Genomic DNA, 25,572 nt, shown 5'->3' with positions numbered 1-25,572 from the left:
GTGATGTACCGCTATTGACACCTGACGCTGAAAGGCGATTTCAACCGATAACATACGCGAACTGTCGGGTCGATAAGACTCGATAAGGACCGAATGCGAACCACGAAAAGGATCATGTCGTGAAAAAACACATTAACCTCAATACTGCCGATAAGAAGTCTCTGCAATCCGTAAAAGGGATCGGAGAAAAAACTGCAGAGCGCATCATTGAAGCACGAAATGCCGGCGTTGAATTTAACTCCATGGAAGAACTGAAAGGCGTGGTGTCTTACAACAAAGCGTTTGAACGTGATATTGAAAATGCCTTTGGCCTGTTTTGGTCAAAGACCACTACAGAAGACGACATTAAGTCCTATCCACCGAATAAATACGGTTCACATGTTGATCGGCTATTTGAAGGGAGTGCAACCACAAAAGGGTTCGAGTTTACAATAAAACTTGAAGGCAATATTCCAGGCTCCAGCAAAAGAGTCATTGGCGTTCTTGAGTGGAGTTCCGCTACAAAGCCTTTTCGAAAATACCGGCCTCAAACGGGTCGGTTACAGGTTCGATTCGACAGTTCCGGTAAGGCGACAGTACGGCTTTCTGAGATCGAGCAAAATACGCGTCAATCGATGGATATTAAGCTAACGCTGTTGGACTCGCGTGGTGTTGTTCTCGATACCAGCGTTCACCGCCCGGAAAACGGTGATACCCTGATCGTTGTCGTGGACGATCCGGTAGAATCAGAACCGAAAGCCATCACCCTTCGGGCTCAGAAAGCGTCGAATGTTGATTACACCGGTTACTCCCTGACTTGGACACTGACCGAGCGGGTTTCAAATCGCCTCAATGATCGTTCGGATACGCTTGAGCTTGCTCGGGAAAACGAAACGGTCATACAGCCCATATCCGGAGGGCAAATTGAAACGTTGACTGTCATTGTTCGTACCGTCGATGATGTTCCTGTATTAGAGCAGACCTATCGCACTACGGACTTTTCGAACCCATCGAACGGCAATCGTGTTCTGACGGTGACGCTGCCGGAGCCAGATTCAACCCGCTTTAATGTCCTTTTGGTTGAAGATGTTGATGTTATCACCAACCCTTATGCTGACCATGAGCTGGTCGTATCCTATGATCTTCTTGATAAAACCACACTGAACATCGTTTGGTCTGGCGAGAAAACCTTTCCGATTGACGCCGATGGCAAGGCTCAGGTTCATCTTGCTCATTATGGTTTAGTCCAACGATTAAAATTATCAGTGAGAGCCCCTACCGGTGAAACCCTGAGTCAGCGGCAAGGCTCCGTATCCGATCTTCTGTCTTCCAATCCCGTTAAAATTAACGTTCCACCCAGGGAATTGATTTCCAATCCCAACGGTTTTGTCCGCATGCCCCAACGGCCGGCCAAAGCATTGTGTCGTCTCATCGACCCATCCGGAGAACGGATATTTTCCGATGTACAGGTCATCTTTTATGTCAGTCGCTCGCAGAATCCAACCCAGGAAAGCTATACACCGCTATTGGCGATGCGATCTGAAAACAACGGCTATTTTTTTATCGACTTGCCACAAGAGAGTTTCACCGGCGCTTTCGCAAGAGTAGGCGCAAAGCAAGGGTCAAAAGCGTATGTGGATGTCCCCATTGTTTTGGATATGGAACCTGTTCAGAGAATTGAAGGTGACGATATAAAAACAACATCAGAAGGCTTTCTGCCGGGGAAAATTGTCCTGGTGGTGGATACCGATGCGGAACTAAAGGAAGACTGTTGTGACAGTTGCGCCGATGAGTTCCAGCGCGACAGGGCCGTACTCGATGAGTTTTCATTCTTTACCGTTGTCAGAACGTCTGAACCAAAAATCAATGGCTATAACCTATCAGACGAAGGCGAAATCAGTGTCAAAGACATTACCGACCTGGTCCCGAATGCAGAGGTGTCGACATTTGCGCCGGGTTTAGAAAAAGCCACAGTTCGTAAGGATGTCTTGCTTGAGCACACCAATCTCAGGAAAGGTCTAACCGCTGCAACCCTTCAAAAAGCGATAGAAAAATCCAATGCATTGCGTTTAAGAGATCGAATTTCTCCTCGGTCTAAAAACATGGCAGCGGGTCGGGCGGTCCTTGATTTAGATACATCGATTGATTGGGACGAAGACCCAACGTTTTATCAAGCGGTCTCTTTAGCTCATGGGCATCTGCTTCAGTTTAAGCAGGAATGGGTTTCTGACGGATACTCACTAGGAGATATTGTCTACTCTCTACCCTTGGCTCCCGGGCAAAAGAAACAAATCGTTGTACTGGATTGGGAACACCGTGCTGCAGCGGAACGCTCTGAGGAGCTCGATTATGCAGATAATCTAACAGCCAACTTAACCCGTGACAGAGACATCAATGAGATTGTCAGCGGTGCAGTCTCAGAAAGTGTTCGCGGTGGTTCAACGGCCAAAACCTCGGGCTGGGGTGCGGGGTTAGGCATTGGCGCGGTTGTTCCCGCAGGCCCCGTCCCTTTAGGTGGATTATTAGGCGTTGCTGGAGGTGCCGCTAAAGCATCTTCATCCGCTTGGCAGAACTCGGCGCGCAACACAACGCTGTCTTCTTCGCAATCGCTACGCGACCGAACCTCTCAGGCGGCGGCCTCGGTTCGCTCTCAAAGGGCTACAGTGATCGAAACGGCCACACAAGGAGAACGCTTCTCCGTTCAAACAGAAAGCGTCGCCAACTACAACCACTGCCACTCATTGACCATTCAGTATTATGAAGTCCTCAGGCATTTACGCGTAGAGCAAAGACTGGCATCAGTACAGGAATGCCTTTTTGTACCTTTAATTCTGTCTCCGTTTAGTTACGAAAAAACATTGCGCTGGCGAGAGGCATTGTCGCGACGCCTGATCAGCCGTCGATTTTTATCGGGTTTCAATGCCATTGAGCGAATTGAAAATGACTATGAAGGGTCAGACTTACCCGATGCCCGGTGGGCCGATGTCGATGTCGATCAGGTCTGGGGAGAGTTTGAACTTGAGTTCCGAATCGGCATGCCAACAGATCTGGCGACGGCCGCAACCATCGAAGATGTGGAATCAGCGCTTGCCCCTTTTACATTTTTCTTTCCCTCCATCATGGGAAAGGTCAATGAATTAGCAGAATCAAAAGCCGAGCGAAGACAAGAACTGTTTACGGAACTGGTGGCACCGGAAATTGCTCAAGCATTGGTTCAGAATCTTGAATTTGACGCAAGAGTTGAAACCGCAAGTGGGTCTGAAAGCAGCACATCCTTGCCATTGGATGCGACTCTGGTTTCCCGGTTCAGGGAAAACCGCAAGCTGTACATTTCTGTTCGCCAGTCCGGGGCCATGCCATCGGGCTTGCGTCGATCAGATATCGCGGCGATCGAGATCAGAAAAGCAAGTTCGATAATATTATCCGACGGTTCGACACTTTTAGAGCGTTTACCCTCAACGGCCAATGTTTTGATCCATTCAGGAACCATGACTTACCGAACCCAGTTTATGCAACGCCGGTTGTTTTCTTCCGCCCGCATTAAGGATGATCTGCTTGGGTATTCTTCCACAACCGGACAAGTCAGCAACGATATGGTTCGTATTCAAACGCCATTGAGTCGCAGCGAAATGCGCAACCCTAGAGAGGAGGATATTGAACGCGCTGCCCGCCTTCAGTCTCATCTGAATGATAATCTGGAATATTACCATCAAGCGATCTGGCTCGGTATGAGTGCCGATCGACGTTTCATGTTTCTCGATGGGATTCAGGTTCGAGACTATTCCGAACGGGATGTTTACCCTGGCGGGGTTGTACGATCGGTTGCATCAGTTGTTGAAAACGAAGTCATCGGTGTTGTGGGTAATAGCTTGGTCATGCCAGTGGCACCCGGCTTCCGACTGGATCCGGGTATTCGTGGGGAAGAGATTGATCTGCTGTCACTCTACAAACCACAAACCCCCATGGACCCAATACGACTTAGCCTACCCACTAAGGGGGTCTTTGCTGAAGCAATCATGGGTCGCTGTAACAGCTGTGAACGCATTGAGGAAGATCGATTCTGGCGTTGGAGTGAAGAGCCAATACCAGATAGCCCAACACAAATTATGCCGATATCGACTGAGCCTCGAGTCCAAGAAGGGCCTGACCCGACCCCAACTCCGTTACCAAATCCAATCATTAATCTGCAAAATGCGCCGGCCGCACCTGACCCTGCGGGAGTCGGTGCCGCCGTCTCGTTACTCAGCAATCCGAACGTGTTCCGAGATATAACGGGGCTGACGGAAAACCAGCGCAATGCCATTGCTGCGTTCCAGAAATCACTTTCGACTGCTCAGGCTTTTGGCGAACAGGGTGCACAACTGGGTTCACTTGCCGCGAAACTCAAGGCCGTCTCTGATGCTCGAAAAGACAATGCGATTTCAGCAGAAGATAAAGAAAAATACTCCAAACAGATCTTGGATCAGGAACTGAAAGGACCAACGGCCGGAAGCGGTAATGCGGACTCTGGCCCAGTGTCACGCGATGTTACGAACGAACACATTGCACGCAATAGTGATGCCCCGTCTTCTCGATTAGAAGTGACCCGTCAACCGGATGGTACCGAAAGACTGAACTTTGAAGTTGACCGAGGGAGCAGTGGCGTCATTCCGTCGCCCAGAGACACGGACAGCGGAGTACCGACAGGGCAGCCTGAGGATAAGGATTCTGGTTTATTTGCAAGAGATGGCGAACCGGATGCGCCCGAAGACGGCCGGGATCCGCTGGAAAACACGCGTCCGTTCGATAACGCTGACGCCAACGACTTTGGACCTGACTCCCTCAGTACAGATCGACACCCATTAGCCTTGTTGACCGGATACCTTTCACAATACACAAACAGTAAATACGTCATGAAATATGCCCGCGACATTTTCTCTGGCGGGGTTATGCGTGGGTTGGGCCAGAAAATTCGGTTTGATCACATTAATGCGGCACTGGATAATGGCCCCAGAACCATGGATTGGCTCCTAGACTTGGCCGTTCAGGAAGCGAGCTCAGCCTTCTCGGGCTATGTGGCCGCCCACAACCATATCCGAGAGATATCTGAACGTGAAGCCAACCTTAATTATGAAGACATGGCGCTTCCCTGGGACAGAATAAAAGCCGAGTGCACGCTGTCGACCGCGGTCTATAAAGCGCGTCGCTTTTCCGATATCGACGGCAGTCACTTTGAAGATCTGCAAATAGCTTTTCCAAAAGGCTCATTAAGTGACGAAGCCTTCTTTAAGGGCAATACCGCCAAACCCGAAAATGCATCCGGCTTCTATGTAATGAATCTCTGGGAAGATGGGATATTTGCCGAGCTAGAAAGCCAAGGTCGCGGGATGAGCATTAACGATCGCTACCACTTTATATTATCAACGACGGTTGTTGACGCCATCTTGTCTGATAGTGTGACGGAAACCGTTGGGATCGGTGATCTGGCCGCGCTCGCGACTCGATTTTCAGATCTCAGTATTGAGGCGATTAAAGACGAAGTCTATGCACTCGGATATGCCGTTGCAATCCACGCCGTCTGTTTGCTGTTCCGTGACAATCTATCCAGCACGATCAACTCAGGAATCGACCTTCAATCTCCAGGCGCGCGCGCACTTGGCTATATGAATGCACTGAGCTTTTTTGAAGGCAGCTTTTATGGCAATGCTCATGGTGCTGACCCTGACGCGGCACAGGCCGACGTCTCAAGAGAAAGCCGTGTGCATTTAGCGGGTGCTGTCGAAGCGTTTGTGCGCAACCCGTCAGCAGACCCTTCAAACTTGCGTTGGGCTGTTCCGGTTCAATCGCTCATCAGTCAACAGGTCGTGCCTGCGTTGCTGGCACTCCTTGATGACATTATGCAGGATGTACAGTCGGCCTTTTCGCAGGGGCTTTCAGCTTCCGCAATTCACTCACTTTCTAGCGCGTTAGAGTCATTAACGACCCGCCTGCCTCAGGAGCTGGGCTTTCTGTTCAATGATATATGGCCCTTTATCCATGAAGTACTGAACGCAGACGGGTCTGTCTCTATCCCATATGCACATAATGTGGGTATCGCTCCGGTTACGCTCAGTACGGATACAGGGTTAGCGTTTACTTCAGGCAGTCCAGAACAGCAGTCACTAACTCCGATTTCAGCGCCGAATATTTTGTCAACTACGTCTCTTCTGGCTGAAAGCCAGATGGCGGCGACTATCGTGAAGCTCGCCCGCTGGATGGGCATCGGGTTTTCCAGTGACTCACTGAACATTGATGCCGCTTGGTACGATATAGATGCGTCCGGTTCAGAATTGCTGGACCCTCTGCACTTTGTTGGCCAAGCCGTCATTTTAAGGCCAAAAAGTGGATCGATGGAGACATTGGGGCGTCTGGAAACCTGGGCGCGAGTGATGATGTCAGATGTTCAAAGTGGTTCTGTCGCATTGGCTGATGGCCAAGTGGTTACGGCGATTTTGTTGAGAACCTCAGCACAACCGAGTGGCGGTTTGCTCGGTGACTTTAATTTAACTGACATGATTAATATTGCCGAGGCCACGGTAAGCAATGCCGGGCATCGCATCAGTGCCGGTTGGGATGCCCTAGCCGATGACATTATGAATTACTTTGATATTTTCGGTGCTGACGAATCTGATTTGCCCATAAAGGTCGCTGAATTTCAATATGACAATGGTCTTCCTTTAACTGGCGAGCTGGATAGACAAACTTGGGATATCTTGGAACCCGTTATTTATCGAGATACTGAGAGCACATCGGATGCACCGACAACAGCACCCTCGTCGGAACCCATTTTACATACCATTGATGGCGCGGCCTGGCTTCGGAAACAAGGCGATCTGACAACGACCTTAAAAACTTCAGGGGGTGCTATCAAAGCTATCCCGCAAGATACCCTGGTTATTGAAACGGATCGTGCGGACTTTAACGAAGGGGGTAAAACCAAAACGGCTGTTAAGGTGAAGCGTGCAAGCGACAACAGCAATATTGGTTGGACACTGCAGAGTAATCTGCGATTCTTCTGGCATCACAATTCGCCAACCACGCTACAAGACGCGCCGACATCAATGCTTTCGACATCCGGCTTAAGCTCGGTGGAACAAAAAATGGCTGAACACTGGAACTTATATGGCGGTGTTCTCGAATCACTTTTCGACTTGGAACTCGGTTCGGCCTTAAAATCACGTGGCTGCGCTATTGCGCTGGCTATTCTCGCAAAAGAGGGGCAGCTTTTTGTCGGATCTGATTCGCAATCACCCGCGCGGCCTACCCAACGCTTCGAGAATCATGTCTTTTTCCGCGAATGGATCAGCAATCCGACACTGAGCAGCACGGAAGAGTCTAACCGCAGCTCCGCTTACGATGCCCATTTTAAACCGCAAACCGGTTGGCGGAACCACAAATACTGCCCATCAGGAAACTGTTCAAGCAGTCAATGGATTACCCTTCATCCAGGAGGGCTAAGCCAAGTCGATTATGCGGATCGCCAAGAAGCTGCAAGAGATTTGGCGGCGTCATTGTCAGATCAGGAAACCGCGCATTTATCTGCCAGTTACGGTGCATTTCAAACCCTTGGTAACGGGCACCGAAAATACAATGGCTACGCATCAGCCGTGGATCTTTATCAGGCTTACTTTTCGGGTCGGAATCAGTTTATAGGTTTAATTGATTTTCTGAAAAGCAAAACCCACACCGGGCGCTCACTGACAAGCTGGATAAAAGACCCCGATTTTGGCAATGCCTATGTTTGGAGCCGAATCGCGGGCGGCTACAATGGTGACAGTCGCAGCCCGGACAAAGCGCTCGGCGCTGATGAGAAGCCACCCTATGCAAGAGGACTCAGGACCTATTTTGGACAAGCTCAACGCCTTCTCTCTCAAATAGGTTTATAACTCAACCTTTGAAGTGCTGAACAACTCACTTTCTCCTTGGACTTTGTTAAGCGAGTTGTTCAGCGCATTGGAGTCAAAAACAACCTCTTAAAACTCGATGGAAATCATTCAGAGCCGATTACAAATGCTCAAAAAGATCCTCCACTAACTCAACCACCTGCGCTGTTTCCCCATGCGCCCGAATGTAGGTGCGTAACCCCATAAACTGAACCTGTAACCGCTGTGCCATACGCACCGGGTCCTGTTCGGAACTGATCAGGCCCTGGGTCTGAGCCTGTCGGATAGCATCAGCAAACTCACCTTCCATCACGTTCAATAGTCGTTTGGCTTCGGCTAAGAGATCCGCCTGGTCTTCGGTTAGCTCGGCGATGGACTTCACCAGCATGCACATGCTGCTGGGCGCTGCGGACTGACACTGCAACACACCGATCACAAACTGTTTCAAGCCATTCAATGGGTCGCCGGCCTGTGCGATGGCGGCTTTCAACTGATCGCGACTACGCTGCGAGTAATGCAACAGCGATGCTTTAAACAACCCTTCTTTGCTGCCAAAACTGGCGTAAATGCTGCCCGGGCGTAGGTCGATGACCTGCTGCAAGTTGCGCATGGACGTGGCATGAAAGCCCTTTTCCCAGAACAGGTCGGTGGCCTTGGGGATGGCGTCGGCGTGGTGAGTCGGTGTTGCAGGCATAAGGTTATTTCCAATCGCTTGAACGATTGTTCAAATATAGCTTGAACGATCGTTCAAATCCAGTTATGTTGAAAAAACACTCAAGCGAAACCGCGACTAACGGAGAGATAACCATGAGTCATTTTACGATTCACACGATTGAAAGCGCCCCTGACGACAGCAAACCACTATTGAAGAAGTCCCTGAAGGCGAACGGCGTGGTACCTGGTCTGCACGGGGTACTGGCCGAGTCCCCTAACCTGTTGAAGGGGTATCAGGAACTGCATCAGCTGTTTCTGAACTCGTCATTTAATGCCGAAGAGCTGACTGTGGTCTGGCAGACCATCAACGTAGAGCACGAATGCCATTACTGTGTGCCGGCGCACACCGGGATTGCCAATGCTATGAAAGTCGACCCGGCCCTGACCGAGGCGTTGCGCAACCGCGAGCCCATGCCAACACCAAAACTGCAGGCCCTGCAGGACTTAACGCTTACGCTGGTCCGCAACCGAGGTTACGCGACCGATGAAGACCTGGAAGCCTTTTTTGCCGTCGGTTACGGTCAGCAACAGGTGCTGGACATCATCCTGGGGCTGTCTCAGAAGGTGATCAGTAACTATGTGAACCACATGGCACGCACGCCTGTGGATAAGCGTTTCGAGAAGTACACCTGGCAATAATCCACAGGCTTAAACGGGCCGGGAGTTCCGGCTCGATTTCTCTGGCCCCGCACCATTTCCGGCCCTATACTCCGCGTTTTTAACTAGGCTGGGCCCGCACGTTCGATGATTGATCTGTACATCAGCATTACCATTAAGTTTGTTTTCCTGTTCGCACCGTTTTTTGTCGTGTCGATGTTCCTGGCGCTCACGCGGGGCGAACCGGTCGAGGTGAAGCGGGCCGTGATCGCTCGCGCTATTCTGGCGTCCGGTGTGATCGCCATTACGCTGTTCTTTGCCGGGCCGTTCATCTTTCAAGCCATCGGCATTACGCTCGACTCGTTCCGGATCGGCGCCGGTTCATTGCTGTTTTTAACCGCTGTCAGTCTGGTGAACAGCGGCACTCGAACCCACGCCAAAGGCCTACCGGAAGAAGACCGTGACGACATAGCCGTGGTACCGCTGGCGATACCGGTGATCGTTGGTCCAGCCACCATCGGTACCATTCTGGTATTGGGGGCAGAACTGCCCACTTTTCGGGAAACCTTTGTCGGTATGCTGGGAATGCTCTCCGGTCTTGGCTTACTGACCGGGTTACTGCTGTTATCCGGTTTGCTGGAGCGGGTGCTGGGCAAAACCGGCCTGAACATTCTGTCTAAAATCAGCGGTTTGATCCTGGCGGCCATGGCGGCCGAGATTGTTTTTACCGGGGTGCAGGGGTTTTTAAGCTAAGTGTCACTGTTGCTGCCGTGAGGCCGCTAACACCGCTTGCGCTTTCAGAAAATTAATTAGGTCATAAAAGCCATTGCTGTCACGTGAGTCTTTTATTGCACGCAACTGCAACTCACTGATTTTAAAATGGCGCTCCTGCTTCATCGTCACATACATCAGGCGTTTGCTGCCATGTTCCCCTCGAGTAACACGTTCTTCAACAGAGCGAATATCCTGATATCGCAGTCGTCGTCCGTTCCCCAGAAACAGGAACGGGGGAAACCAGATCGACTCACGGTCGACTACGATCCGGTTCGACCGATACGGCGAAACCAAAAACAACAACGCCATCAGCAGCAGAATGGCGTTGCCCAATCCCAGCACTACCGGAGACTGGGTGTTCACTTCAAATAGCCATCCGTTGTTAAACGCCAACATGGTGATACTCATCGATGTACAAAGCAGCCCCATGCCTTTGCTCAGCCGCCGGTGCATTTCAGGTAACTCCAACTGTTCTATTTTACGTTCGACCATTTGCCGTTTTTTGGCGATATCCACTCGGGATGCCTCGGCGCCCACTCCTTGGCTGACGACGGCTTCCTCAGGATCAGGCAGTGTGAATACGGCCTTACGACGGCCAGATGGCTTGTTGCTCATTCAAGTGACTCTCGCTTGTTTTCCATTACATGGTGATCATCGATGAACCGTACATTCAGTAAACCATAACACTGAGGCCTTGTCAGACCTCGGCACTTACCCCTGATGCAGTCGGTGATACTGCCGAGGCGACACGGCAAACCACTGCCGAAAGGCACGATTAAACGCACTCTGCTCGGAATAGCCCAACATCAGCGCTACTTCTGGCAGGGTCATTTTCCCGTCTTTCAGGTATTGCTCAGCCAGCGTCATGCGGGTTTCTCTCAACAGATCCCGAAATACGACGCCTTCATCATGCAACCGCCGGTGCAGCGTGCGCTTGGATAAATGCAATTGCTCGGCAATGACGTCGGCCGTCGGGCAGCCCTCCTGTAACGCCCGAATCAGCGCTTTACGGGCCCGCAGGCTGATCTTTTCCTCAGCATCGGCATGCGGCACGTCGCTCAGCAGGCTTTCGGCCTGATGGCTGATCAGTTGATGCAAATGTTCATCGCCCCCGATAATTGGGCGGCTGAAGACTTCTGCCGGGAAAACCACGCAGAGGTTCGGGCGGTTCCCGGTGATTTCACATTGGAAACAGCGGTCGTAGTCCGCCAACACCTCAGCCGCCACCGTATGAGTGAACTCGATGCGCGTCGGGCGCAACTGATCATCGGCAAGCAGGGTTTGCAGCAGGTGTAACAAACCCGAGATCAGCACTTCGTCGGACAACGCATGGGAATAACCGTATTCTGATGCCCAGACCAACCGGGCTTCACGCTCGCCAGACGGTCCCGCTTCAATGATCAAAGAGGCTCGGTTGCCGTCATACAGCAGCCGCTGGAACCGTTCGAAGCAGCGCAGGGCCTGCTCTACATTCAAACTGGTTTTAAACAGATAACCCAGGCAGCCAAAGTGCTCAACTTTCACATATTGACCGATGCTAAGCCCAAGCGCTGGCTGCCCGGTTAACTGCGCGAGCTCTTCCAGAACCATCCACCACTGTTCGTAAGACAAACGAGCACCCGCCGCCAACGGCGCCACCGCTTGTTGGAGCATCGCACGGCTCTGAACGGTCATCGGCCGGTTTTCAGCCTCGGTCCAACCGTCGATAAAGTCAGCCAATAGCGCCGAAACATCAGAACTGATTAACAAATGATTGAGCATTGCAGGGGTCTCGCAGCATTCGAGACCATTAAACGTCAGCCTGGCTCAGATTGTCAAAAACGAGACACCAATCATCAAGACAGCCGCGACCCCGCTCGATAGGTTAGACGCACAATAACAACCGTATCGCTCCCCGATGGGCGATCTTCACTGAGAGTAAGGGCACATCTTCATGCAAGATTTACTGCATGCCATTGGCTTTATCATCACGTTTGGCATGGTGTTTCTCAGCATCATTGTCGCCGAGGCGTACTACTGGCACCGCAAAGGTCGCACCGACATTTACGATTTCCGGGAGACGCTGGCGAGCATCACCACCGGGGCAATTTATAAAATCGCCGACGGCATTCTGATCGCCGTGGTTATTACCGGGCTGTACGACTGGGTGTATCAGTTTGGCTTGCAATACCAACCGGTGCACGGTCTTTGGAGCGTGGTGCTGATGTTTTTCCTGGTCGACTTTGTGTTCTACTGGTATCACCGCGCCATGCACAACGTGCGCTGGTTGTGGGCCGGGCATGTCACGCATCATTCTTCGACACGTATGAACTTTTCGACCGCACTGCGCCAGAACTTTTTATACGATTTAAACTTCGGTTGGTTGATCTGGTGGCTACCGATTGCCCTGATCGGCTTCAATAAAGACTGGGCGATCATCGCCATCGAACTGAACCTCGCCTATCAGTTTTTCATCCATACTGAGTCGGTGCGTCGTTTGGGTTGGGCGGAGAAAGTTCTTAATACGCCGTCGCACCATCGGGTGCATCACGGCAGCAACCCGGCCCAGATCGACACCAACTTTGGCGGGGTTCTCATCATCTGGGATAAGCTGTTCGGCACCTTTGTCGATGAACAAGACGCCGGCGAGATTAAGTACGGGTTAACCACCCGACAACCGACGACGCTGAACCCGATCCGCCTGTGTACCGATGAGTTTTTCTGCATGATAGGCGATGTGATTCGCCACCGGGACCTTCGTATATTGTGGAAAGGGCCGAACTGGGTAGAAAACACCTACGGCCGGGCCGCTGACACCGAGGTTTCCGTTAGCCGTCAGAAAACAGCGCCGTGATCGCCGGGTCAACCGGCTCGTACAAATGCGATGACTCATTAAAAAACGACAGCTGCCAGCCGTCCTGAAAGGTTAAACAGGTGACTCCGGTATGAGTCACCTCATGACCAAACGAAACGCCGGTCAGTTGCTTGAGCAAATACAGAATGAAACAACCGTGCGCCACCACCAGCACGGTTTCGTTTTGACTCAAGTCACTCAGATAGGCATCAATAAACTGCTGCACGCGCTGCTTTTGCCGTTTGAACTCGGCAAGGTCAGTATTGCCAAAGTTTTTCCCAATGCACTCGCAATACAGTTCACGAATCTGCGGTAATACCTGATGACTTTGGGTTTGCACCCCCATCTGCTCGTAGGTTTCCATGGCGCGAAAGTAGTCGCTGGTGAAGCTGCGATCGAAGAGAGTCTCTTTAAAGACCGGACCCAACTTCAACGCTTGCGCCAACCCCAACTCAGTTAACGGTTTGTCGTATTCGTTTTTCGGTTCGTAAGACACTGCGTTGATGCGTTCGTCTCCGGCTTCGCCGTGTCTGACTAGGTAGAGAGTGGTCATTCAAAGCCTCATTCGATTTAAATTCCTTACCAAGTAATATCGATTGGCGTGCCCACCGCCACCAATTCCAAAAACTCATCCATTTCGGTGGTACGCTCTTCATGGGAAACCTGTTCTAAATCTGAACATGAATGTGATCGTCATGCCGTACCGCACCACAACCGTGAAACCGAACCCGGTTGTTATCAAGCTGCAACCGATTCACAAGGTGCGGCTCGACAAACACCTTTTCAACAGTCGCGTAAGACAGCAATATTTCCAGTAACGTTTTGTTCCACTCCGTAGAAAAGTTATACGTCTCATTCGACACATCCAGCGTCAGGTACTTTGGATAATCGTACTGAAAGTAGCCTTGGTCTTTGCAACGCTCGTTCGTATTGGTTTCATCCGGCGCCGGATGCTCAAACACACCATAACCACTGCGTGAAGGAGTACCGGCAACCAGAACACCCTTTTCATCCTCATAGAGATTCGCAAGATCGACCTTTCGGCCATCATCATGGCTCAGATGAGGCAATAGCGGATAGTGATTGATGAACGGAAAGTTTGCATCCAACACCGTGACCACAACGTTTGAATCCAACTCGGCCATGTCCCGCGACAGATCACCCAACAAACGGTTTAACTCCGGTACCACAAAATTTCGGTTATGCCCGATAGACAGCCAAGCATTCGCAGGCTTCAAATGATCGTTAAAGGCCAGAGGTACCCGCCCAAACATCGGCGCAGTTTGCGGAACTATCAGAAAGGTACAGAGGGCGTAGAGGCTGATATTTGCCAGCAGGAACCCCAGCCAACGTATTTGGCGGAAGGCGAAATACAGTAACAGTGACACCGCGTACGTTACGGCGCCAACTTGCGTAAGAATCGCAAGCATAAGTGCGACAAGGCAATGAATGATGACGTTCAGAACAACCTTAGCCAAGCCGTTTAACCTCTGCGCTTCCGGTTCAGAATGGAAACGGCATTAAACCATGATCATGTACCAACCGAAACTGAAACAGCAGCGACACGGGCCACCGTGGCTCACCTCATGACGACCCGTGCTTAATGTAATAACTGACCATCAAGCAGCTTGCAACGCCAGCTCACTGGCCTGCTGTGCCAACTGTTGCCGTAAATCCTCCGGCAAGCCGAGCGCATTGCCCAGCCGGTCGAGATACGCCCGTTCATCCTGAGTGTCGACGTCAATCGTGAAGCAAGCCATCAGATACACTTCGCTTTTCTGATTCAGGTCAGCCAGCCCACGCGCCAGATTCTCCGGTGATTCGGGATATCGGATTAAATCGGTGAACACACCCCGGGCGTGCTCCGGTAGATTAAGTTCATCGAATGCGGCGAAGATCCGACTCTGCTCAAACTCATCGATGTGCCCATCGGCATTCGCGGCGCTGATCATGGTTTTGATCAATACCAGTTCAAAACTGCGGGTAAACTCCGATCCATCGGTCGGCGTCTGCGGAATGGCCGCCAACGATGCGGCGGCACTCGGCGGCGGGTTCGCCGATGATCGGTTTTGCTGCCAATTGCGCAACGCCACATAGGCCATGCCACCCAATACCGCAGCGCCGCCAACGGTGGCTGCCTTACCGGCAAACTTGCGCGCTTTCTTATTGCCCACGAGCAGGGCCATGACCCCGCCTGCGGCGGCACCGCCGGCCAATCCCGTCAGTCCACTTTTGGAACCGCCCGTCGATGCGCTCCCGCTGCCTGAAGTGGTGCCGACAAACTGATTCAATAAGTTTTGTACATTCATAATCTAACCTCTTGATCGTATTTGGGTCGCCGGCCCGGTACTGTCAGATGAATCGGCCGGCGGAATGCTGTTGGTGATGTCTGTGCATCAGATCGCCGTCTGTGGAAAGTCGTGATGACCCACCTGGCGGATCTTCTGTAGCTTCATCAAGCGTTTCGTCAGTGTCCGGCTGGTGCGTGCGGCGGCACGGTCGATGGCCCCTTTCAACTCAGTCTGACAGTCCTCGATGACCACGTCTTTTATGTAGGGCACGTTGACCAGAATCCGGCAATGCTTGTCGTTTCCGCCCTTTGGCCCGTTAATGTCGCTGAGCATCACCTGCACGCGCTGGATCTGTCCGGCTCGGGCGCCGAGGGCAAAGCTGAGGCGACGTCGCACGTAATCACGCAGCGATGGCGTCATATCAATGTTTTTACTGCGAATCTCAATCTGCATACTCACTTTCCTCTGTTGTGTTGAACCACCTCTGCGATCTTAAAATGATCTAAAATCAGATAAATTCGAATATTCAATGTAAACAGTCAGTTTATTTCGAAGGGTTTGTGGATCATGTTGAATTTCAAACACTTACATTATTTCTGGGTGGTCGGGCAGCAGGGCGGTGTGACCAAAGCCAGTGAATCTTTACACGTTACCCCGCAAACGATCAGCGGTCAGATCAATCAATTGGAAGCCGAGTTGGGTCGGGATCTGTTTGAAAAAGCCGGGCGCGGCCTGCAGTTGACCGAGTTCGGCAAACTGGTGATGAGTTATGCGGAAGAGATTTTCACCCTGGGCAATGAACTGGAAGCGCAGGTCGCGCATGCGGATGAAGAACAGCCCATTCTGTTGCGCGTCGGGGTGGCCGATGCGGTGCCGAAGACTATTGCCAGTCGGATATTAATGCCAGCCATGGACCTCAACGAACGCATTCGTTTTATCTGTAAGGAATCGACTCAGGAAAACCTGCTTGCCGATTTGGCCTTGCATCGGCTCGATTGCGTACTGGCCGACGGTCCGATTCCCTCCAACCTGGGCGTGCGCGGGTATAACCATCGCCTGGGGGACAGTGGGCTCAGTTTTATGGCGGCGACCTCACTGACATTGGCATCCTCGCGGCCGTTTCCACAAATGCTGCATGAGGCACCGATGTTGCTGACCAGCGACGTTTCACAGATTCGAGCACCGCTGATGACCTGGTTTACCGATCAACAGATTGTGCCTCGAATCCTTGGTGAGTTTGACGATCGCGCTTTGATGAAAGCGTTCGGTCAGGAAGGGGTTGGGGTGTTCATCGTGCCGACATCGATTGCGGACGAAGTGGCAGAACAGTACGACGCCCGAGAGATTGGACGCATTACTGATGTCACTGAATCTTTTTATCTGATCACCAGCGAGCGAAACCCGACCAACCCGGCGGTGGTGACAATTATCGAGGAGGCTCGGCGCTGGTTGGGTACGACCAGAGCCGGTTAACTAAGATTCGAAAGATACTCGCCAATGACACCGCTGTTGCCCGACCCAGAACTCAGTTTTTGCGCAATCGTCAGGGACATCGTCAATTGATTCAGCGTTTTAACTTCGGCCTCGGACAGCGCTTCCATCGCCTCGGTGGACTGTGGAACCAACAGGGCCTGCTTCAAGCTGTTAAAGTCGGCTTCAGAGCCCTGACTGAACAGACTTTCGATGTTGTCCAATGCGTCCCGCGCGTTCTGCAGGGGCTCAATCAGCGCGTTATCTTCATCGTCTTCAATTAACCGATCAATCAAGCTGGTGACCTGATCACTCAACATCGCCAACGCTTTGGGTTCGTCTTTGGTCGCCGCGGCACTGGTCCCGGAAGACAAGGCACTGGCCTCATCGTTGGAAATCAAACCGTATTCCTGCAACCGATCGATAAACGCCGGGGTAATTGAAAACCCTCGGGTGCCGCCGGAGAAAAACTCCTCATTAAGCTTTTGAATGGCCTGTGCGCGTGAAGACACCTGGACGGTAGAGCCGGATTCGGCTGAGTTGGTTTGTGTCTCCGATGTCGACGCGGCCGAAGCCTCACTGACGGCATTACCGGCACTCTCGCTCGACAAGGGTTGTTGGTAAGGAACCGTTTGAGTGTTGATCGTATTCATGCGTTTGCTCACCCTTGACAGTTGATGCCTCGGCAAAGCATCGCCCCTGTACGGACAGCCTTTGCCGCTTATCGCATCCGATGAATCGGAAAGGATCTATGGAGCAAGTTGGGTACCAATTTCACATTGCAACAATCAGGAACAGTAATAAAGTGAGCATGCCACGATCGTGGTCTCGCCCTAGCGTGGTGTCCTTAAACCGACACGGAACTCTGAATCAGCTCAATCGTTTTGGCACTGCTCAGACCCGGTTCAAGCTGACGGCACTGCCAGTATAAATCGCCAAACCGCTGTAATGAGTCCGCTTCGTCACCTGAGCATTCAACGTCCCGAGCAACAAGGCGAATGCCCAACTCAGAGCACAAAGCACCAATCGAATGTAGCGGGCTACCTTTGAAGGGTTTTTGAAGGCTGGCGTTGACGAAATCACTGTCTAACAGGATGCAGTCAACGGGGGCATCGGTAAGTGGTGGCATTATTTCGTTGGGTAAACTCACATCCCTGATCGCAAGACGGAATCCCAACGATCGCAGAGTTTGAACACTCAGCCGGACTTCTTCCCAATGCTCTAAAAATGTCCGTTCTGAAATAGCAATGGCCATGTTTTCAGGCCGAACGGGGAACTTGTTAAGGGTCTCAATGAACTGGTGAATAAAAGATTCTGACATCAGTTCAGCTACCGATAAATTAACGGTTACCAGAAAGTCTTCAGGTAGCCTCTTACCTTTAGCCATACCAATAATCGTTCGACAAACCTGTTCCAGACCATTAATCGAGATTGAAGCAATCTGGCCATTTCTCTTGGCAATTCTGATGAGCTCTTTATTGAGAGAATCATCCCGCTCGGGGAGGTCCAACAACGTATTCGCTTCAACGCCTTTGATGTTACCGGTTGAATCCCTGAACGGACGATAAAAAGTTTTTAATCGCTTTTGCTCAATCAACAAAGCGAGCTGCTCACAACGTTGCTGCAACTCACCCGTATACTGGCTTTCGTTCATGATAAACGAGTAAGCAAGATGGTTTTTACTCTGGTGCACCAAGTCGAGGCTTTTATCAATAATGTGATGCAGCATGTCCATCGACCCGCTTGCCAGTGAAATACACACATGACAATGGCTCTTTGTCGACATCGAACGACTGATGGTTTGATGCACCAGCTGCCGGCAATGCGATTGCACCTCTGCCAGGTTCTTATCATTAAACACGATCACAAAATCATGTCGGGACAATCTGGCCAATGGGCTGGTCGGGAAGCTGTCTCTTAGCCTTTGTATTAACTGGTTAATGGCGCTTAAGTCGACACTTTGTGCAGAAACTTCATTCATAGCAGTAGGACGCTCAAGCCTCAACGTGACGATATAAACTTCGCCGACCGCTGACAGAGTCTGAATCAACGCGTCTCTATTCAATAACGCTGTTGTAGCTTCGCTGGCGCTGACTGGTTCAAAATCGTTCTGCGGAGTGCGTTTTTGAATCGTCTTATCCGGAATTGGCCGTGACGTTAAAGCAGGTGAATAGGCAAGATCGCTTTCAATAGGATGAGAGCGAGTTCCTGACGTCACCGTTGCCGCTTCATAATGGTCCAAGGCATGACGTTTTTGTGCCAGGGCGGACTTCAGGTTGCTTTCCCAGGCCTGCCCGAGTAAAACCTTCAGCAACTTGTTCACTTCTTTTGGCTGAGAATTATCCAGATTGACGATGTCATTATCCTGACGCGACTGCGCTAACAAACGTTGAAGGTTTTCGATGTCCCCTCTGAGCTTCAGGTTTTCATTAACCAAGGCATTTGACGCCATTCGGTTGATAGATGTTAAGTCTCTAAAGCACAGCGGTAGCGCAAAGTTTAAGACCACAAACAAAGCAAAGTGAGTGAAGAAAAGAGGGTTGTTCAACGCAATAATACCCGCGTCCTCAGTTTGAACCGTATGAATCAGCATCAGTACGAAAACAAAGGTATTCACCGAGATAATCAGTTTGGTATCACGAGGCGTGAGAAAAACCATGCTGAGCAACGGAGCACAGTAGATAAACACATAGCCATAATCATCGACGGGCGCCTGAGCCATCAACTTGATGCCGCAGCCGGCGAGAATCACGAACAGAACAAAGAAACGTTGACTGAGAAACTCATCAACATAGCTCAGGTAAAAAATGACGGCCAAGGCACTGGTAAAGCCAATGCTGACGTACAGCTTCCAGGTAGCCAACCCTTCAAAAAAGGTCATGAAGCCAACAATGACCGTTAGGATGGTACTCAGGCTACCAATCATGAGTAATACTAACCTGAGGGTATTGTCGAACCTGGAAATGAAGTCCACAGGCAATCGCCAAATGCGTGAAACCATGTTCATAGATCGTCCTAGGCTGGAAAAGGGGTTCGAACAGCAAGTAACCCATGCCGTGCAAGCGCACACTCACTTTATTGATTCGGGCAGAGGTTACCGCGTGTCTGTTGCCTGCTATGTGAATAGACGCCCACTCAATATAGTCAACAAAACGTCAAGCTGAAAGCGGTTTCGGTTCAAATTATTCGATTCTTTCAGTGTTCGGGCATCTTACAGGAAGGCCTGGACCTTACCCTGAAAAACGCTTAATTGTCCTAAATTTTTATCGAGATAGGGTTACCCATCACTTTCGGGAATAACCTTAGAGTCGTGGTAGTTTATTACGGATAGTAAAGCTGGTATTGGTCTCGATTTGTTCAGTCGTAAAACAATAATGATCGTTGTTACCCTTATGAACACTCCGAGTGTTTTAATTAAGTTCCTCTCGACGGTCGAACACATAACTGAGCACGCTCCAATTCGATTCTCGATGGGCTTACATCGGACGTAGAACTCTGCTCTGCGCATTAAGCACTAGACGGCACTATGTACCAACGGTTTCCTGGTTCGAAAGCAACAGTTGTTACAGGTTAGATCCAGATGGTTGATTGATTGCTGAGGCAAAGCACCGGGAACAAAAAAACGAAAACTAGGGATGTAAGACCAAAAAAACTGAGAAGGGTTAATCATAGAAAAGCATTACAGGGTTCGTTTGGTCCAATGGCATCGGCTTCCTAAGGGATTTCCCCTTGATGTCTATTTAAAATGCCTCTTAGCAAATAGTTGATTTGCAACCATGGCTTCAATAGTCACATAGAAAATACCCAATAAAACTAAAGAATCCTGCGTTAGACCAGCAAAAAGCCCAAGAGACGCGATCTGAACAATAAACAGCCATAAATCTCGTTTTATGTTTTTATCGACCGACCCTTTTTTCCTGAAGTTTTTAAATCTAAGAAAAGTACCTATTAAAATTAAAATAATCACTATGATCAATGAGTCTTACCTTTTTTAACGGCGCATCGTTGGTATGATTTCCCCCCTAATGAATCGAGAAAATCTCATATCACCTAAGGGCTTACCTCGACATAGTCGCTATAGCTACTCATCTGAAAGTAATCACTGAACTTGATATGCCCATTACTCGGTATATCGTAGACGTGGACTTTGACGTGCGTGATGTCATCAAAATCATGGCTTGAATCAAATGCAACGTCGGACTCTTGGTAGACAATTTGATTTAACGTTCCGTCGATATTAATGTCCTCGGCCCATCGAGAATCTGGAAAGACTCGTGTTGGTAGCGTCCCTCCTTCATCTTTGTAAAAATAGATATCGACAAGACTAGCCCGCGCTTCATTAAGCGAAAAACTTAACTGTAGATTTCGGTTGACTCCATCGATACTAAAGTCAACACTCGTTGGTATCGCCAAGGCCTTAGTTCCGTCGACTATATTGACTGTGTCTCCTTCATAAAAATCGCTATAAATCAGAGACGGGTTTAGCTGCTTATCGATGGACGTCCAAGTAAACAAGACGTTGATAGTTCTTACTTCACCACCAAGCGACTCATACTCAAGACTTAAATTACTTGTATCTAAGAACTCAACTTTTGCATCGCTAATTGAAGTGCCGAACCACCATTCTTCAGAACTAGGAGTATATAGCTTACCTTCAGACCTGTTCAGCACATTGATTAACACATCACTCCCTGACTTAATTTCAATCCTCTCGAGCGTATCGATATCCGGTAATACCTCCGCATCGACAATAAAGTCAAATGACAATGATGCTTGCGCATTCGTGTTGTCATGCTTAACCCGAACATGAACGCCCGATGAAATCTTATTGGCGTCGGTCGTATCACTCGGCCTATCGCTATCGGGGTTGCTGCCGCCAGAGTCAGATGAGGAGTTGCATGCCGTGAGTAATATAAGACTTAAAACCAGTAGATATCGCATCAGAACCCCGATCGAAATGGACAGTTCGTTAGTCTACCTGAGTGCGACAAAACTTTGAAAGCGACATAATCCAATTGCGCCCATCAGATGACTACTTAGGTGCTTGTCGCAATGTTGTGGGTCTAATGATTACCTCTGTATCTATTGTTATCCAACACCGCATAGCACTCCATACCAACTACTCTCTTTACCGCTATGCTGCCAATGAGGGTAAAATAACCAACACATTGCCGAGTTTGACCAATAGATGCACGGTTAATAACATAGTTGTGATGGTTAGGTACCGAAAATCGTTTCAAACCACCAACTGAATCTCAGCTAACGGCTCCGCAGACGCATCGAAAACCAAACTGACCGCTTCTCGCTGTTCCATCGACAATCGCTGATAAAGAAAGTCACCCTGGTTGTCGGGATGGTCGGGCAAATACCATTGAGTGGTCAGTCGTTCGCGCTGGCCAACCCAGACTTTGACGTGGATGTGCGGCGTGCGACCAGGGTAAGGCACCGGTTTGATGGTTCGGAAACGAAAACGGCCATCGGCATCGGTGACATCACGACCAAACCCCTGAAAAGCATCGTCTCTAGGTTTACCGCCGGTGTCGGCTGTGTGCAGGTATCGCCCGTTGACATCGCATTGCCAGATTTCCACGACGGCGGACTCTATTGGCTGTCCGTCCCGGTCCAACACCTGGCCGGCGATTCGTACGGCCTCCCCTCCGGCGATGCGGGCGGCACTGTCGAGTCGCACGAGGTCGTTATCCACATCGCGAAAGCGCATGCGCTGGGTGGGGTAAAACGGCCCTTCGGTGGCACTCGGGGTCGGGGTGGCGGCTTTCGCCAGCGGCATTAACGGGGTGAGTAGCGTGCCGATTAGCAACTGGCGGCGGTGATGGTTTGGGTGATCGGACATGGTGACCTCACAGCAGATAGCGTCGAGATGACTATAGGCGAACCGCCGGTTACGTCACGGGTCTTTACCGGATGATTGCGTGGTCTTTTCGGATCACGGGTCGAGTTTGTCGCGGCCAGCTTAATTCGCTGCCCCCTCCTACAGAAAGAAGCGCGATTCAGAACCAGCGTACCAGCGCGGCGACAGCAATGCCGGCGGCGATGCCCGGCAGTGGTTTCTTGACAATCAGCACAACGATGGCGGTTGCCAGTAAGGCGAGTCGGGCGCCCCAGTCGCCGGTCAAGGCCAGCGGTGCCAGGATGGCGACCAGCACTGAGGCCGACATGGCCTGAATGAACCGATGCACGCGATTGCTGATCGGCACGACAGACATCAGAAACACGCCGCCCCAACGGGTGGCGAGGGTCGTGACCGTCATCGCGGCGATAATAAACCAGGGGCTACTGATCATGATTTCAACGGTCACGGTCGTCACCTCCGGGCAGCAGGCCCACCAGACCACCGGCCAGCGCTCCGACAATAACGTGACTGTTTTCGGGCAGATAGAGATAGGCCAGGATCGATGCGACGGCGGCAACACCCCAGATGGTGACTATGCGAACATTCTTTTCACCGCCCACCACCAGCGCCAGCAGGAAGCAGCCCATCGCCATGTCCAATCCGTAGGCTTTCGGGTCGCTGATGGCATTACCAAAGTAGATACCTAACCCGGTGCCGATCATCCAGGCCGTCCATAGCGCTAAGCCTCCACCAACGAGCATGCCGAAGCCCGGCTTTTTCTGATGGAAGTGCTGCATCGCCAGCGCCCAGTTGGCATCGGATGCCAGCACCATCAACGCGTAGCGTTTGCCGATGGAGGTTTCCCGTAACCACGGGTACAGGGTCGCGCCCATCAGCAGGTGCCGCGCGTTAATGGCAAACACGGTAATCATGACGGTGAACAACGGAATCCGATCGCCCCATAAATCCAACGCGGCAAACTGCGACGCCCCAGCAAATACCAAACCACTCATGGCCAGTACATTGGCTTCCGTCAGGCCCAGTTGCACCGCCGCCAGGCCAAAGGCCGCTCCGAACACGATGACAAACAGGGAGATCGGGGCGAGATGGCGAAAGCCTTGCCAGATAAGGGCGCCGTTCAACTGGCTCAGTTGGGAGGGTTCGGTCATGGGTGCTCTTCGGTTCAGAGGTTGCTTAGTCGAACAGACAACGGCGGACGATGTCGCCGGAAAAATTGTTCGTCATGAAGTTTGATCTGAGTGTATCAAATTGACATATTTGTCACAGCACACCTTTCGTCGGAGTCAAACTGGTCTCCGATTTTCTATTTGAGGTTGAGGAACTGACCCTGTGAAGCCGATTACTATCCGGCCAGTTAGGCTTGAAGATGCCAAGGCATTGGCCGAGTTGTTCACTGCACTCGACAATGAAACCCGCTTCATGCTGTTTGAGCCGGGCGAGCGCCAGCTCACCGAAGAAAAGCAGCGACTGAAAATCCAAGCAATACTCGAAAATCCCAGACAGCAAATGTTCGTTGCGTTGGATGCCGACCAGTCACCTATCGGGGTGGTCTCCGGTCTGGGCGGTCAGGCGAACCGCAACCGCCATTCACTCTACTGCGCTATTGGGGTGTTAGCAGAGGCTCGTCACCAGGGCGTGGGTCGGTCGCTGATGGAAACGCTTATTGAATGGGCGCAAGCGCAGCACATGACCCGCATCGAACTGACTGTGATGACACACAACCATCGCGCAAAGCATCTCTACGATTCGTTGGGCTTTACCGTTGAAGGGGTAAAACAACAGGCGCTGAAAGTTGAGGGTCAGTACGTCGACGAATATTTTATGGCCCGGTTGTTGGACTCCGGCGAATGACGGCTGCATTGGATTTTCGTCCCATTAACCTGCAAAGGGACTTCGATGCCTGCCGGTCGTTTCGCAAAGACAGCTGGATCTGCAGTTTCCAAACAAGCGAAGGGTTTGATCAGGCCATACAGGGCTATCGCGAACGAATTGCTGAACGACAAACTCACCCTCTGTGGTTTTACGAACACGTCTGGCTGAACGAAACCCTCATCGGGCAACTGGAGTATCGTGCGTTCAGTCGCGAAGATGGCGTTGGCTATGTTCACCTGTTTTACCTGATCGAACAGTACCGGCACCAAGGGTTGGGCAGTACACTGCAACGTCATGTCAGCGCCAATTTGAAAGCGGCCAGCTGCCACTCCGCGGTTCTGTCAGTGAGCCGGACCAACACACCAGCGCTTAAGCACTACGCTAAACATGGCTGGCAGTTTATGGCGCCCAACCCAAAACACCCAATGACAGATTTCTATCGCAAATGCCTCTGAACCGCATAGAAAACCCGGTCTGACTCTGCCCGATCACGAATGTTCACAATGTACCAATCCTGCAAATTCATGTGCCATAAGTCTTTGGCGATGTCTGCACTCTCAGCATTTTTATAGAGTGCCAAGCGCCAACTAAAACAAAAACAACAGGATTGATATGAATACCAAACCACTGTACCTGACCGTGGCGATTGCGCTCGTGGTCAGCGGCTGCAATCCGAGTAAGCCGAACAATGAAAACCCGGATGGTAATGACAACAACGGCGGAGAGACCGAACTCACCTTTCGTACCGACCATTCCGATTGGCCGGATATCACCAGTGCCATCGCGCTGGACCCTTTAATAGAAAACGAAATTTCCACGCTGATCGCTGGCATGACACTGGAAGAAAAAGTCGGCCAGATGGTGCAACCGGAGATCAACTCTGCCACGCCGCAGGATGTCATCGACTATCACCTCGGTTCGGTGCTCAATGGCGGCGGTTCTTGGCCCGATGGCGAGAAAACAGCCTCCGCTGGCGATTGGCTGGACTTGGCCGATGCCTACTGGGAAGCCTCCATGGACACCACGGACGGTCATGCGGCCATTCCGCTGATCTGGGGCACCGATGCCGTACACGGTCACAGTAACGTGTATGGCGCGGTCATTTTCCCGCATAACATCGGTCTGGGCGCAGCCAATGATGTCGATCTGTTGAACCGCATCGGCGCCGCCACCGCCAAACAGGTTACCGTGACCGGCATCGACTGGACCTTTGCGCCAACGCTCGCCGTCGTGCGCGATGATCGCTGGGGTCGAACCTACGAAGGCTAT

General features: G+C 51.2%; 21 protein-coding genes. 8 read left to right on the top strand and 13 right to left on the bottom strand.

The annotated features are described in order from the left end of the window. Positions 1–119: 119 nt before the first annotated feature. Positions 120–7,883: a helix-hairpin-helix domain-containing protein gene (locus MED297_RS20835; protein WP_008048605.1), complete on the top strand. Its 7,764-nt coding sequence runs from the start codon at positions 120–122 to the stop codon at positions 7,881–7,883. Positions 7,884–8,001: 118 nt separating this feature from the next. Here MED297_RS20835 and MED297_RS20830 read toward each other — a convergent pair whose 3' ends face one another. Next, positions 8,002–8,574, bottom strand: a complete 573-nt coding sequence (locus tag MED297_RS20830) for a TetR/AcrR family transcriptional regulator (protein ID WP_008048603.1) — start codon at positions 8,572–8,574, stop codon at positions 8,002–8,004. A gap of 113 nt (positions 8,575–8,687) precedes the next feature. Here MED297_RS20830 and MED297_RS20825 point away from each other — a divergent pair, with 113 nt between their 5' ends. Both MED297_RS20825 and MED297_RS20820 read left to right on the top strand, forming a co-directional pair. Further along, the gene (locus tag MED297_RS20825) at positions 8,688–9,233 is read left to right on the top strand and encodes a carboxymuconolactone decarboxylase family protein (RefSeq protein ID WP_040557742.1); all 546 of its coding nucleotides are present in this window, start codon (positions 8,688–8,690) and stop codon (positions 9,231–9,233) included. A 105-nt stretch (positions 9,234–9,338) separates the two neighbouring features. Next, positions 9,339–9,944, top strand: coding sequence for a MarC family protein (locus MED297_RS20820; RefSeq protein WP_008048601.1), 606 nt, complete (start codon positions 9,339–9,341; stop codon positions 9,942–9,944). A gap of 3 nt (positions 9,945–9,947) precedes the next feature. Here the strand turns inward: MED297_RS20820 and MED297_RS20815 are convergent, their stop codons facing one another. Further along, complete coding sequence (locus MED297_RS20815; RefSeq protein WP_008048600.1) at positions 9,948–10,580, bottom strand: hypothetical protein; 633 nt, start codon at positions 10,578–10,580, stop codon at positions 9,948–9,950. 96 nt (positions 10,581–10,676) lie between these two features. Next, the gene (locus MED297_RS20810; RefSeq protein WP_008048599.1) at positions 10,677–11,726 is read right to left on the bottom strand and encodes a helix-turn-helix transcriptional regulator; all 1,050 of its coding nucleotides are present in this window, start codon (positions 11,724–11,726) and stop codon (positions 10,677–10,679) included. 172 nt (positions 11,727–11,898) lie between these two features. On the opposite strand from MED297_RS20810, the gene MED297_RS20805 reads away from it, so the two are divergent. Beyond that, positions 11,899–12,798: a sterol desaturase family protein gene (locus MED297_RS20805; RefSeq protein WP_008048598.1), complete on the top strand. Its 900-nt coding sequence runs from the start codon at positions 11,899–11,901 to the stop codon at positions 12,796–12,798. Here MED297_RS20805 and MED297_RS20800 read toward each other — a convergent pair. From MED297_RS20800 to MED297_RS20785, 4 genes are all read right to left on the bottom strand, one after another. Beyond that, on the bottom strand, positions 12,773–13,351 hold the full coding sequence (locus tag MED297_RS20800) for a histidine phosphatase family protein (RefSeq protein ID WP_008048597.1): 579 nt from the start codon (positions 13,349–13,351) through the stop codon (positions 12,773–12,775). The two genes, MED297_RS20805 and MED297_RS20800, sit on opposite strands and share 26 nt — an antisense overlap. 115 nt (positions 13,352–13,466) lie before the next feature. Further along, positions 13,467–14,276: a hypothetical protein gene (locus MED297_RS20795; RefSeq protein ID WP_008048596.1), complete on the bottom strand. Its 810-nt coding sequence runs from the start codon at positions 14,274–14,276 to the stop codon at positions 13,467–13,469. A gap of 141 nt (positions 14,277–14,417) precedes the next feature. Next, entirely contained in the window at positions 14,418–15,107 is a 690-nt protein-coding gene (locus tag MED297_RS20790; RefSeq protein ID WP_008048595.1) for a tellurite resistance TerB family protein, read from the bottom strand. 87 nt (positions 15,108–15,194) lie between these two features. After that, positions 15,195–15,542 (bottom strand): HPF/RaiA family ribosome-associated protein, encoded by a 348-nt coding sequence (locus tag MED297_RS20785; RefSeq protein ID WP_008048594.1) that lies wholly within the window; start codon positions 15,540–15,542, stop codon positions 15,195–15,197. Between the two features lie 114 nt (positions 15,543–15,656). On the opposite strand from MED297_RS20785, the gene nhaR reads away from it, so the two are divergent. Beyond that, positions 15,657–16,562 carry a transcriptional activator NhaR gene (gene nhaR, locus MED297_RS20780; protein ID WP_008048592.1) on the top strand — a complete coding sequence of 302 codons (906 nt, stop codon included), beginning with the start codon at positions 15,657–15,659 and terminating at the stop codon, positions 16,560–16,562. Here the strand turns inward: nhaR and MED297_RS20775 are convergent. The 6 genes from MED297_RS20775 to MED297_RS20740 all read right to left on the bottom strand — a co-directional run bounded on the left by MED297_RS20775 (position 16,559) and on the right by MED297_RS20740 (position 23,579). After that, a complete protein-coding gene (locus MED297_RS20775) occupies positions 16,559–17,212 on the bottom strand; it encodes a hypothetical protein (RefSeq protein WP_008048590.1) in 654 nt (217 codons plus the stop codon). The genes nhaR and MED297_RS20775 overlap by 4 nt on opposite strands. A gap of 194 nt (positions 17,213–17,406) precedes the next feature. Continuing rightward, positions 17,407–19,566 carry an EAL domain-containing protein gene (locus tag MED297_RS20770; protein WP_083779511.1) on the bottom strand — a complete coding sequence of 720 codons (2,160 nt, stop codon included), beginning with the start codon at positions 19,564–19,566 and terminating at the stop codon, positions 17,407–17,409. 1,043 nt (positions 19,567–20,609) lie between these two features. Next, positions 20,610–21,500, bottom strand: coding sequence for a hypothetical protein (locus MED297_RS20755; protein WP_008048575.1), 891 nt, complete (start codon positions 21,498–21,500; stop codon positions 20,610–20,612). 295 nt (positions 21,501–21,795) lie between these two features. After that, entirely contained in the window at positions 21,796–22,410 is a 615-nt protein-coding gene (locus tag MED297_RS20750) for a dioxygenase family protein (RefSeq protein ID WP_008048574.1), read from the bottom strand. A gap of 157 nt (positions 22,411–22,567) precedes the next feature. Further along, positions 22,568–22,876, bottom strand: coding sequence for an AzlD family protein (locus MED297_RS20745; protein ID WP_008048573.1), 309 nt, complete (start codon positions 22,874–22,876; stop codon positions 22,568–22,570). Then, a complete protein-coding gene (locus MED297_RS20740; protein ID WP_008048572.1) occupies positions 22,866–23,579 on the bottom strand; it encodes an AzlC family ABC transporter permease in 714 nt (237 codons plus the stop codon). The genes MED297_RS20745 and MED297_RS20740 overlap by 11 nt, the downstream gene beginning before the upstream one ends. 181 nt (positions 23,580–23,760) lie before the next feature. Between MED297_RS20740 and MED297_RS20735 the strand changes: the two genes are divergently transcribed. The 3 genes from MED297_RS20735 to MED297_RS20725 all read left to right on the top strand — a co-directional run. Further along, positions 23,761–24,282, top strand: a complete 522-nt coding sequence (locus tag MED297_RS20735; protein WP_050762976.1) for a GNAT family N-acetyltransferase — start codon at positions 23,761–23,763, stop codon at positions 24,280–24,282. After that, entirely contained in the window at positions 24,279–24,758 is a 480-nt protein-coding gene (locus MED297_RS20730; protein WP_008048570.1) for a GNAT family N-acetyltransferase, read from the top strand. The genes MED297_RS20735 and MED297_RS20730 overlap by 4 nt, the downstream gene beginning before the upstream one ends. Positions 24,759–24,915: 157 nt before the next feature. Beyond that, positions 24,916–25,572: glycoside hydrolase family 3 N-terminal domain-containing protein (locus tag MED297_RS20725; RefSeq protein WP_008048569.1), on the top strand; the 657-nt coding region annotated here is incomplete at its 3' end.

Origin of the sequence: Reinekea blandensis MED297 (genome assembly GCF_000153185.1) — a bacterium.
Lineage (GTDB): Bacteria > Pseudomonadota > Gammaproteobacteria > Pseudomonadales > Natronospirillaceae > Reinekea > Reinekea blandensis.
The sequence above is the reverse complement of the archived record's forward strand: the minus strand, read 5'-3'. Positions and strand labels throughout refer to the sequence as shown.

What these genes read in the sequence shown, in the direction of transcription:
- MED297_RS20830 (WP_008048603.1), bottom strand. Translation starts at nt 8,574, where the DNA reads ATGCCTGCAACACCGACTCACCACGCCGACGCCATCCCCAAGGCCACC.
- MED297_RS20825 (WP_040557742.1), top strand. Translation starts at nt 8,688, where the DNA reads ATGAGTCATTTTACGATTCACACGATTGAAAGCGCCCCTGACGACAGC.
- MED297_RS20820 (WP_008048601.1), top strand. Translation starts at nt 9,339, where the DNA reads ATGATTGATCTGTACATCAGCATTACCATTAAGTTTGTTTTCCTGTTC.
- MED297_RS20815 (WP_008048600.1), bottom strand. Translation starts at nt 10,580, where the DNA reads ATGAGCAACAAGCCATCTGGCCGTCGTAAGGCCGTATTCACACTGCCT.
- MED297_RS20810 (WP_008048599.1), bottom strand. Translation starts at nt 11,726, where the DNA reads ATGCTCAATCATTTGTTAATCAGTTCTGATGTTTCGGCGCTATTGGCT.
- MED297_RS20805 (WP_008048598.1), top strand. Translation starts at nt 11,899, where the DNA reads ATGCAAGATTTACTGCATGCCATTGGCTTTATCATCACGTTTGGCATG.
- MED297_RS20800 (WP_008048597.1), bottom strand. Translation starts at nt 13,351, where the DNA reads ATGACCACTCTCTACCTAGTCAGACACGGCGAAGCCGGAGACGAACGC.
- MED297_RS20790 (WP_008048595.1), bottom strand. Translation starts at nt 15,107, where the DNA reads ATGAATGTACAAAACTTATTGAATCAGTTTGTCGGCACCACTTCAGGC.
- MED297_RS20785 (WP_008048594.1), bottom strand. Translation starts at nt 15,542, where the DNA reads ATGCAGATTGAGATTCGCAGTAAAAACATTGATATGACGCCATCGCTG.
- nhaR (WP_008048592.1), top strand. Translation starts at nt 15,657, where the DNA reads ATGTTGAATTTCAAACACTTACATTATTTCTGGGTGGTCGGGCAGCAG.
- MED297_RS20775 (WP_008048590.1), bottom strand. Translation starts at nt 17,212, where the DNA reads ATGAATACGATCAACACTCAAACGGTTCCTTACCAACAACCCTTGTCG.
- MED297_RS20770 (WP_083779511.1), bottom strand. Translation starts at nt 19,566, where the DNA reads ATGAACATGGTTTCACGCATTTGGCGATTGCCTGTGGACTTCATTTCC.
- MED297_RS20755 (WP_008048575.1), bottom strand. Translation starts at nt 21,500, where the DNA reads ATGCGATATCTACTGGTTTTAAGTCTTATATTACTCACGGCATGCAAC.
- MED297_RS20750 (WP_008048574.1), bottom strand. Translation starts at nt 22,410, where the DNA reads ATGTCCGATCACCCAAACCATCACCGCCGCCAGTTGCTAATCGGCACG.
- MED297_RS20740 (WP_008048572.1), bottom strand. Translation starts at nt 23,579, where the DNA reads ATGACCGAACCCTCCCAACTGAGCCAGTTGAACGGCGCCCTTATCTGG.
- MED297_RS20730 (WP_008048570.1), top strand. Translation starts at nt 24,279, where the DNA reads ATGACGGCTGCATTGGATTTTCGTCCCATTAACCTGCAAAGGGACTTC.